General features: G+C 32.4%; 10 protein-coding genes and 1 tRNA gene. 7 read left to right on the top strand and 4 right to left on the bottom strand.

Annotated elements, in window-relative coordinates; translation table 11 throughout:
• Positions 1-54: 54 nt before the first annotated feature.
• The gene (locus HX088_RS13240) at positions 55-777 is read right to left on the bottom strand and encodes a 3'-5' exonuclease (RefSeq protein ID WP_286484396.1); all 723 of its coding nucleotides are present in this window, start codon (positions 775-777) and stop codon (positions 55-57) included.
• Positions 752-1,957 (bottom strand): serine hydrolase domain-containing protein, encoded by a 1,206-nt coding sequence (locus HX088_RS13235; protein ID WP_188319541.1) that lies wholly within the window; start codon positions 1,955-1,957, stop codon positions 752-754. Before HX088_RS13235 ends, HX088_RS13240 begins: the two co-directional genes overlap by 26 nt.
• A gap of 134 nt (positions 1,958-2,091) precedes the next feature.
• On the opposite strand from HX088_RS13235, the gene HX088_RS13230 reads away from it, so the two are divergent.
• The 3 genes from HX088_RS13230 (at position 2,092) to HX088_RS13220 (ending at position 3,243) form a co-directional block, all read left to right on the top strand.
• Entirely contained in the window at positions 2,092-2,694 is a 603-nt protein-coding gene (locus HX088_RS13230; RefSeq protein ID WP_210766892.1) for a superoxide dismutase, read from the top strand.
• A 69-nt stretch (positions 2,695-2,763) separates the two neighbouring features.
• Positions 2,764-3,120 carry a dihydroneopterin aldolase gene (folB, locus tag HX088_RS13225; RefSeq protein WP_171622714.1) on the top strand — a complete coding sequence of 119 codons (357 nt, stop codon included), beginning with the start codon at positions 2,764-2,766 and terminating at the stop codon, positions 3,118-3,120.
• Between the two features lie 52 nt (positions 3,121-3,172).
• A tRNA-Cys gene (locus HX088_RS13220) sits at positions 3,173-3,243 on the top strand.
• Positions 3,244-3,294: 51 nt separating this feature from the next.
• Here the strand turns inward: HX088_RS13220 and zupT are convergent.
• Positions 3,295-4,077: a zinc transporter ZupT gene (gene zupT / locus HX088_RS13215; protein ID WP_286484395.1), complete on the bottom strand. Its 783-nt coding sequence runs from the start codon at positions 4,075-4,077 to the stop codon at positions 3,295-3,297.
• A gap of 154 nt (positions 4,078-4,231) precedes the next feature.
• Between zupT and HX088_RS13210 the strand changes: the two genes are divergently transcribed.
• On the top strand, positions 4,232-4,558 hold the full coding sequence (locus HX088_RS13210; RefSeq protein WP_286484394.1) for a hypothetical protein: 327 nt from the start codon (positions 4,232-4,234) through the stop codon (positions 4,556-4,558).
• 8 nt (positions 4,559-4,566) lie between these two features.
• Positions 4,567-5,526, top strand: coding sequence for a mechanosensitive ion channel family protein (locus tag HX088_RS13205; protein WP_286484393.1), 960 nt, complete (start codon positions 4,567-4,569; stop codon positions 5,524-5,526).
• Between the two features lie 15 nt (positions 5,527-5,541).
• Here the strand turns inward: HX088_RS13205 and HX088_RS13200 are convergent, their stop codons facing one another.
• Positions 5,542-7,809 carry a DUF2339 domain-containing protein gene (locus HX088_RS13200; RefSeq protein ID WP_286484392.1) on the bottom strand — a complete coding sequence of 756 codons (2,268 nt, stop codon included), beginning with the start codon at positions 7,807-7,809 and terminating at the stop codon, positions 5,542-5,544.
• A 118-nt stretch (positions 7,810-7,927) separates the two neighbouring features.
• On the opposite strand from HX088_RS13200, the gene porQ reads away from it, so the two are divergent.
• Entirely contained in the window at positions 7,928-8,953 is a 1,026-nt protein-coding gene (porQ, locus tag HX088_RS13195) for a type IX secretion system protein PorQ (RefSeq protein WP_286484391.1), read from the top strand.
• Between the two features lie 52 nt (positions 8,954-9,005).
• Positions 9,006-9,692 (top strand): (d)CMP kinase, encoded by a 687-nt coding sequence (cmk, locus tag HX088_RS13190; protein WP_260541398.1) that lies wholly within the window; start codon positions 9,006-9,008, stop codon positions 9,690-9,692.
• Positions 9,693-9,828 lie beyond the last annotated feature (136 nt).

The raw sequence follows: 9,828 nt of genomic DNA, 5'->3' as shown, positions 1-9,828 counted from the left end.
CAAATACGAATATATGTACTGTTTAAAATAAAATTTTATTGGTCTAATCCTGTATCATTTTTTCAGGACGTTACAATCTTCTTTTCTCGAGAGCGGAATATCATATCTCATTTTTCGAAAAACATTAATCAAGGTCACCACATCTTTTTCACAGTAATCTTTAATGCGTTCGACATTATTTTCGTTATAATAAACCTTTGCGACCTGCGAACCATCTATATCATCTTTTGGCGTAGGAATTTCGAATACATTGGCTAATAAATCCAACGATGTATAATTTTTATAATCGCCAAATTTCCATAATTCCATGGTATCTAAATGCTGAACTTCCCAAGGTTTTTTACCAAATAATTGTAGAATTGCAGGAATTTCAATTTGATTAATCATCATTCGGCGAGCGATGTAAGGAAAATCAAATTCTTTTCCATTATGTGCACATAATAGATGATCTGGTTTGAAAAAATTTTCAATTAACATCGAATTAAAATCTTCTAACAATTTCTTTTCGTCGTGTCCATAGAAGCTTTTGATGTGAATAAATGAATCTTTGACAACAATCCCTACAGAAATACAAACAATTTTACCAAATTCAGCCAAAATGCCTGCACGTTCATGGTAAAATTCTTCTGGAGAAATTTCATTATTATTACGTTGATAAGCTGTTTTCTTTTCCCAAAGCGCTTTTGTTCTGTCTGATAAAAGGTTCCAATCATCTGTTTGTGGAACCGTTTCGATGTCTAAAAATAATATTTTACTGTAAGGAATTCGTTGGATCATTTTCTTTTACTTTTTGATTAATACGCATCGCTTCGTCAACTAATCGATAAACATCACCATCGGCTATTGGATGGTTATTTGGAAGATCATTATGTGTTTTCCCTGTTCGGGCAATTACTATTTTTTCTGACGGAATTACAATGACACGTTGTCCCAAATGTCCTAACATTGCATAAAAAGGTGTCTTGTAATCGTAATCCATCCAAACAGAATAACCATAAATTTTTGGTTCATTTGGTTCGAACGCTTTTTTGTTTGGTAAAACCATTTTCTGTACAAATGTAGAATCTAAGATCTGTTTTCCATACCAATTTCCATCATTCAGTAACAATTGTCCAAGCTTTGCAAAATCGCGAGTTGTCGCATTGAAACAACAGTAGGTTTTTTCCATTCCTTTTGGATTGTCTTTGGACCATTGTGCATCCATTTCCATTCCCATAGGTTGCCAAAACTCTTCTTGGAAATATTGCGATAACGATTTATTTTCAATAGCACGTTCAATAACGATTCCTAATAATTGTGTATCACTCGACTGGTATTTAAAATGTTTTCCTGGTTGAGAAACAAATTTTCGATCTAACATTTGTTTCACAATATCATCTCCATAATACGCTTTTGCAGTAGGATTAAGAGGAAAATAATAATCTTCATCCCAATCATATCCTGATGTCATAGCAGATAAATCGCCAATTGTACATTGCGAACCAAATCGATCATCTTTAAATTCTGGAATAAAATCAGTGATTTTTTGATCTAAGCTTTTGATGTAACCTTGCTCTATTGCTTTTCCTAACATCATTGTCGTAAATGTTTTTGCCATCGAAAACGAATTGGTAATATCATTTTGTGCATAACCGTTAAAATAATATTCGCTCAGAATCTGATGATCTTTGATGATAACAAATCCAGCTGTACCAAAATCTTTCATCTCTTTTTCAAAGTTAACTGACAAAGGAAATTGATTATAATCCAAATGTTGATGCCAAACTCGCGGAGAACCTGCCAAAATTACATTATTGTCAAAATCTTTGTAGTCATTTATATTAGCTGTTTTTTCACCTTTCATATAAGTTAATTTTACACCACGAAAAATGTAATCATTCCCTGTTGCATAAAGAGTTAGAATTAATACGCAAATGATTATAATGAACCATTTTATTATTTTCCAAAGTATTTTCATCTCAAAAAATTATAATCTTTTACTAAAATAAGCTTTTACTATTAAATAATGTTAAAATTCTATCACTTCGGAATCGTTTTTGTAGAGTTAATACGTATCTTTATACGAGAAAATAAATCTAAAAAATAAATATTATGGCTTTTGAATTAGCAAAATTACCTTATGCATTTGATGCATTAGAACCTCATATTGACGCAAAAACAATGGAAATTCACCATGATAAACACCATGCTGCGTACACAAATAACTTAAATGCCGCTATTGAAGGAACTGATTTAGCAAATGCTACAATCGAAGAAATCTTAGCTAAAGGTACAGATAAACCAGCTGTTCGTAACAATGGTGGTGGGTTTTACAACCACAATTTATTTTGGGAAATTTTAACTCCAGGTGGAGCGAAACAACCAACTGCTGAAGTTGCTGAAGCAATTAATGCTGCTTTTGGATCTTTCGAAGCTTTCAAAGATGAATTTGCTAAAGCTGCTGCAACACGCTTTGGTTCTGGATGGGCTTGGTTAATCGTAAAAGATGGTAAATTAGTTGTAACATCAACTCCAAATCAAGATTCTACTTTGATGCCAGTTGCTGATGTACAAGGATTCCCTGTTTTAGGATTAGATGTTTGGGAGCATGCTTATTACTTAAACTACCAAAATCGTCGTCCTGATTATATCGAGGCTTTTTTCAATGTAATTAACTGGGATAAAGTTGCAGAAAGATTTGCATCTGCTAAATAATAAGGTTTAAAATTTTAAACAATATAAGACTTGTGTAGAAATACGCAAGTCTTTTTTTATCTTTGGAAAATGGGAATAATTATTTTAGAGAATATAAAAATTTATTCGAATCACGGATGCTTAGAAGAAGAAGCAAGAATTGGTTCGGATTATTTGGTTGATTTGGAAGCACATGCCGATTTTACAAAAGCATGTGATTCGGACGAGTTAGTTGATGCCTTGGATTATGTATCCTTAAATAAAATTGTAAAGGAAGAAGTGGGGGTTCGATCTAAATTGTTAGAACATGTTTGTAAAAGAGTATTAGATCGTATAGGTCAAGAACTTACGAATGTGACTTATGCTAAAGTAAAATTGTCTAAGCTGAATCCTCCTATTGGTGGGCATGTAGAAAAAGTAAGTATTATTTTAGAAAAAACATATTAAAGTTTTTTTTTCTGAAAATATTACTATATTTGCAGTCCAAAAGAACGGGAATGGTTCCTTGACCGAGAGGCTAGGTAGCGGTCTGCAAAACCGTCCACAGCGGTTCGAATCCGCTAGGAACCTCAAAAGCTTTAATCAATTTGATTAAAGCTTTTTTTATTTTCCGAAAACTTATTACATAAACAACACCAAACTCACAGCCATCACAAACATACCGATAACGATACCGTAAGTAGATAATTTTTTTCCGGCATATTCTTTAGCAGTTGGAATTAGTTCATTAATCGAAATATACACCATCATTCCAGCAACACTTGCGAAGATTGCTCCGAAAATTGATTCATCAAAGAATTGCAAAAGGACAAAATATCCGATTAAAGCGCCAATTGGTTCTGTTAATCCTGAAAGAAAAGAATACCAAAAAGCTTTCTTTCTATTTTTTGTTGCATAATATATAGGTATCGCTACTGCGATTCCTTCTGGAATGTTATGTATGGCAATTGCGGCAGCGATTGAAATGCCGTAGGTCGGATTTTCTAATGCAGAAAGAAAAGTGGCTAAACCTTCAGGGAAGTTGTGAATAGATAATGCCAAAGCAGAAAACATTCCTAATCGTAAAAGTTTTTGATCGGTTGTTTCTGTTTTATTTTTTTCGTGGTGATGATGTGGTAAAATTTTATCAATTAGAATAATAATTAATATTCCTATAAAAAATCCCAATAACGTATAACTATAACCTAACTTTTCTCCAAAAACAGCTGATAAAGATAATCGTGCTTTTGTTAAAATTTCTACAAAAGATACATATAGCATTACTCCAGCAGAAATCCCTAACATCACACCTAAAAATTTTGGATTGAATTTTTTGTACAATAAACACAAAATACTTCCAATTCCAGTACTGATTCCAGCAAGAAAGGTTAAACTAAAAGCAAATATTAAAGGGGTTGAAAACATTAATTCAATAAATAAGTTAGATTAATCTAACAAATATAATGTTTTCTTTCCTTTGAATCAAAATAAATTAACCATAGAAAATTCAATGTATTTTGTCAGTTAATAGTATTTATGAAAAGGATACACTTATTTTTGTTGCATTAGTTTTTAATAGATGGAGCTTTTAAATGAAAATATCCAAAGCGATTTGTATCGCTCAACACTCGAATTAATTGCACAATTAGGTCTTTCGAGTTATTCAACCACAATAATCACGACGATATTATTATCGATAGCACTTGTTGTAATCTTATATGCCATCGATTTTTTATTGCGTAAAGTATTGTTGTTAGTATTGACAAACGTTATTCAGAAAAGTAAAACAAAGATTGATGATCTATTAATCAAAAATAGAGTTTTACAGTTTGCAACGCACATTTACCTGTTATTGTTGCTAAAGAATCCATTCCGCTTATCTTCAAAGGGTTTCCGAATTGGATAAAAATAGCAATGCAAATAACGGATGTTATGTTGGTAATTTCGATAGGACTATTATTTAATGCAGTTTTCAGAGCATTTAGAGATTTTCTTCGAAGCAAAAAATCATTTGCGGACAAACCAATTGATAGTTATTTGCAAGTAATGAATATTACGTTGTTTTTTATTTGTGGAATTCTTATTTTCTCGATTGTGACAGGTAAATCACCTATTACATTTTTGGTTTCGTTGGGTGCTGCATCTGCAGTTTTGATGTTGGTTTTCAAAGATTCGATTTTAGGATTTGTAGCGAGTATACAAGTTTCCATGAATGATATGGTGCGTGTAGGTGATTGGATTGAGATGACGAAATATGGCGCAGACGGAACGGTCATAGAAATTAATTTAGGTACAGTGAAAGTGCAGAATTTTGATAAAACCATTACTACCATTCCAACGTATGCATTGGTTTCGGATTCGTTTCGCAATTATCGAGGAATGCAAAATGCAGGAGGAAGACGAATAAAACGCTCGATAAACATAAAAATGAATTCGATTCGATTTTTAACTGAAGATGAAATTGAAGAATTAAAAAAAATTAGAATGTTGTATGATTTTATTGTTGATCGCTCTAATGAAATTGCACAATATAATGTATCGAACAAAGTTGATCCAACAATCTTAGCAAATGGAAGACGGATGACAAATATTGGATTATTTCGTCAATACATCAAAACATACACGTATAATAGTCCTAAGATTAGAAAAGATTTAATGTTCGAGGTTCGCCAACTTCAACCAACAGAACATGGTTTGCCAATCGAATTGTTTATGTTTACCAATACAACAGTTTGGAATGAATATGAAGTGATAATGGCAGATATTTTTGATCATATTATTGCGGTTGTTCCATATTTTCATTTAGAAATCTACGAATCGCCTTCTTCGGATGATATGCGTGTCATAGCAGAAGCACTGAATAGAAATATTTAACACAGAAGCTGAACATTATTGTTCAGCTTCTGTGTTATCATTTGGTTTTTCCATCAAATTCTTCATCAAATTTTTTAATTTTTGATACATAAAAGATGTGAACAGAATGAGTATTCCTAAAACAATGAACGATATAATTCTATAAACATTACTCATTTCCCAAACATCAACCAAATATAATTTTAGAATGATCAATCCAAATAGAGCAATTCCTACTATAGGAAAGCCTTTGAGTTGTTTTCTTAATCCAAAATAAATCAACACAAATCCCAATACTGCCCATATAATCGGTAATAATATCATTCGAAAAATATCTGCTTGATGTGAAAAGTTAGTTGTTCCCTCATTTAGTGTTAATAACATAAACGAATTGTATTTCTCAAAACTAATCACGTAAACAACCAAAAGCATACTGATGATTTGTTTGGCAGTTGAGGTTTTGAAATCGTGATTTTTTACAATTAAATAGACGAGATAAGCGGTAGGAAGTAGATAAGTTAAGTAAATAAAATAACTATTGATGCCGTAATTCGTTTTACTTGATAACAACGGAATATTAGCAAACAGTGGTAAAAGTAGAACGCACAATCCAGCTGAAATCTGCAATACTAGCTGCAATGTACTTCCTAAATTTAGTCTTTTCCGTAGTGCTAAAATTAAAGCAATAAGGAATAAAGTATAAATCAAAATGTAACTTATAATCATCATAAAGTTGAAATAAGGTTCGATTTGGTAAATTAATTCGAACAATATTCCTGTATACATCAATAAAAGTGATGTTGAGATGAAGATGAATTTTGAATGATTGAGCTTGAACCCTAAGAATTGTTCTTCTGTTTCGAAATCTTTCATCAAATATATATTCGCGATAGAACAAATTAGTGCAATGATACTTGTGATAAAAACATGATTGAATAAAAGTGGTAAACGCGAATTGCTATCGATATAATCAAACCAATTAACACATAAAGCAATCAAAAGAAATGGAAACATTGCGATGAAAAAGATTTTGAAAATATTTTCGCGACTTTTTTTCCACAGAAATAATAATAACGTAGATTCTATTGCAAAACAAACCGAAACAACATTTGCTTTGAATTGTAATGCAATCGCAGCAGTAATTAGGGCAATACTCAAACCTATTAAGGTATTTTGTAATAAATTATTTTTAGACGTTTTGTAAATATAAAATGCACCCAAAATGTTTATTAAACTGAAAATAAAAGCAATTAGTCCATTCTGATGACCAAACATGAAATAATAAACAGACGAAATCAAAATGGTAGACAAAATGGTGTTGAGTATTAGTAAAAGGCTATTCCAAACCGAAAATTCACCTTTTTTGAAATAGTTCAATAAACTTGTTATTGTAAAAATAGCGTAAAGTAATGTGAAGAATAGAAATTGCGATGAGGTTTTAGATTGATCAATCCATGAGATACTATATATAGACGTAAAACAAAAAGCGATAAACGAAATAACTTGCCAGTTTTTTCGCCATGCCATAAAGAGCATGCTAAGATTGAGAATAACCAAGTAAGCAAACAGGAAAATATAATTACTTTCGCCTGTGCTAATCATCAATGGAGCTGTAAAACCTCCAAGTATAGAAAAAATAGCCAAGACTTGTCTATTGTACAACATCGCCATAACAATTGAGAAAATTGTAACGAGTGTTAATAACGTAAAAGTTACGTGTTGAGAAAGTAACTGATATTCTCGAAAAGCAATGGTTAGCGTGAAGTACATGACGGTTAATCCTCCTCCAATTAAGATAGAAGAAAAGATAGCGTAGTTTTTCCTAATGTTGTGTGCTATACCAATAATACTCAAGCCCACTACAAGTCCAATTAACACACGAAATGTTTCGTTGATCCAATTTTGGTCAATCGCATATTTCACGAAATAAGCAATTCCTAAAACTAAGGTTACAATTCCAAAAATAGTTAAGAAATTATCTCTGATAAATGTAATCCCATTGTTGAGGTGCTTGTCAATATTATTTTCTGTTTTTTGTCTTGGAGGAACTTCGTCAAAAATACGTTTTGGTGGTTCTGTCTTATTAAATGAAACAATTTCGGATTGAGGTGCAACAGCTTCTTCAACTTTTTTGGGTTGCTCCACAATTGTTGTTGATTTAATGGTTATTTCTTTTTCGTCTAATTGCTGTTGCAAATGTCTAAGTTTCGTTTCTTGTTCATCAAGCTGTTTTTTGAGTTGAGAAACTTTGTTAAACAAAATCACAATTAAGACAATTATAATAATGGCAATAAAAAATTCCATAATGTGTTTTTAGGAAAATTGAAGTTAGGCTTTTTTTTTCAGAAAGCTTAAAATTTTGTTTCTCATATACCAAAATCATTCTGTTTTCGTTATTCTACAAAATCCTTATTTTTGCTAAATGTTTAAAAACCTAAGTACATTATTGTTTATCGCGCTGTCGTCTTCGATTTTTGCGCAAGATGGAACGCGTGTTTACGAGTTTTTAAACATTACAACATCACCACGTCAAGCAGCTTTGGGAGGAAATGCAGCGACTTCTTGGGATGCTGATCCTAATTCGTCTTTATGGAACCCTGCATTGATGAATCGTGATATGCACGGACAATTCGGAATCAATTATGTGAATTATATTGCAGATGTCGATTTTGGTACATTTTCAACAGTCTATGAAATCGATCAAGAGAATTATCTTTCTGTACATGGTCAATATGTAGATTACGGAAAACTAATCGGAACGGATGAAAGTGGAAATATTACAGGGAATTTCAAAGCGAATGATGCAGCAATAACAGTGGGTTATGCACGTGTTTTAGGTGATTATTGGACAATTGGAGCAAATGTTAAATACATCAATTCTACTATCGAATCGTATAAATCTTCGGCAATAGCTGGAGATGTAGGATTATCCTATCATGATTTCGATAAAAATATCAATGTATCGCTGGTTGTGCGTAATATCGGAGGACAAATCCAAACGTACAATGGGAAAAAAGAAGACATGCCAACGCAAGTTAACTTAGGAATCTCACATCGATTGGAATATGTTCCGTTAGAATTTACATTTTCTTTGCACGATTTACAGAAATTTGATATTTCTCAATCCTATAATAAGAGTGGACAAGAAGTATCTAATGGACGAAAAATGATGGATCACGTTTCAGTAGGAGCAGAGTTGTTTCCAAATTCAGATTTTAACATGCGAATAGGGTATAATTTCAAACGAGGAAATGAGTTAGCAGCCGAGGGAGTTCGCTCATTATCTGGATTAACGTATGGTTTTGGAATTCGAGTGAATGCTTTCCGATTCGAGTTTGGACACGCGAATTACCACAAATCTGGTGGCTCAAATCATTTTGGACTAATCATTAATTTAGACCGCATTATTCAAGGTCGTGATTATTGGAGAAGTAATCCTTGGTTATAAAAACTTTTCAAACCACTATAAAATCTTATCTTTGTCTTCAATTTCTATTTAGATGAAAGAAAATTTAATTATTGCAATCGACGGATATTCTTCTACCGGAAAAAGTTCGATGTCAAAAATTATTGCAAAAAATCTTGGTTATACTCACATTGATAGTGGTGCAATGTATCGCGCCGTAACCTTATATGCGTTTCAGCATCAGTATATTGCTGAGAATAAAATTGATGAAACATCATTAATAGCCAATTTATCTAACATTAAGATAGAATTTATACAAGATTCTTTAACACAAAAGAATTTAACATACCTGAATGGAATAAATGTTGAAGATGAGATTCGCACCATGCAAGTTTCTAAAATGGTTAGTCCAATTTCCGAAATTCCTGCAGTTCGCGATTATTGCGTGGCTTTACAGCAACAGATGGGCGAAAAAGGTGGTATTGTGATGGATGGTCGCGATATCGGAACAACAGTTTTTCCAAAAGCTGATGTCAAGATTTTTGTAACAGCTTCGCCAGAAGTACGAGCAAAGCGTCGCTTTTTAGAATATCAGCAGCAAGGAAAAGACATTCCGTTAGATGAGGTACTAAAAAATGTGAACGAAAGAGATTATATCGATTCTCACCGTGATTATTCACCCCTTCGCAAAGCAGGTGATGCCATAGAAGTTGACAATTCGCAGATGAATCTCGAAGAAACAGTCGATAAAGTGATGCAAATTATCGAGTCAAAATTTTAATAGAACCAATAGTAGAATAATAGAGAAGGAAAATAGTGATGTTTTCCTTTTTTTTTTTGACTAATTTATTTCGCTTCGCGAAACCTTTCCCGAGTTCATAACCCAAAAGTAGCCGCTGCCCATTTGCTTGATTCAG

Origin of the sequence: Empedobacter sp. 225-1, from assembly GCF_030328185.1 — a bacterium.
GTDB classification, from domain to species: Bacteria; Bacteroidota; Bacteroidia; order Flavobacteriales; family Weeksellaceae; genus Empedobacter; species Empedobacter stercoris.
Note: the sequence above shows the minus strand (reverse complement) of the source record. Positions and strands in the feature narration are given on the sequence as shown.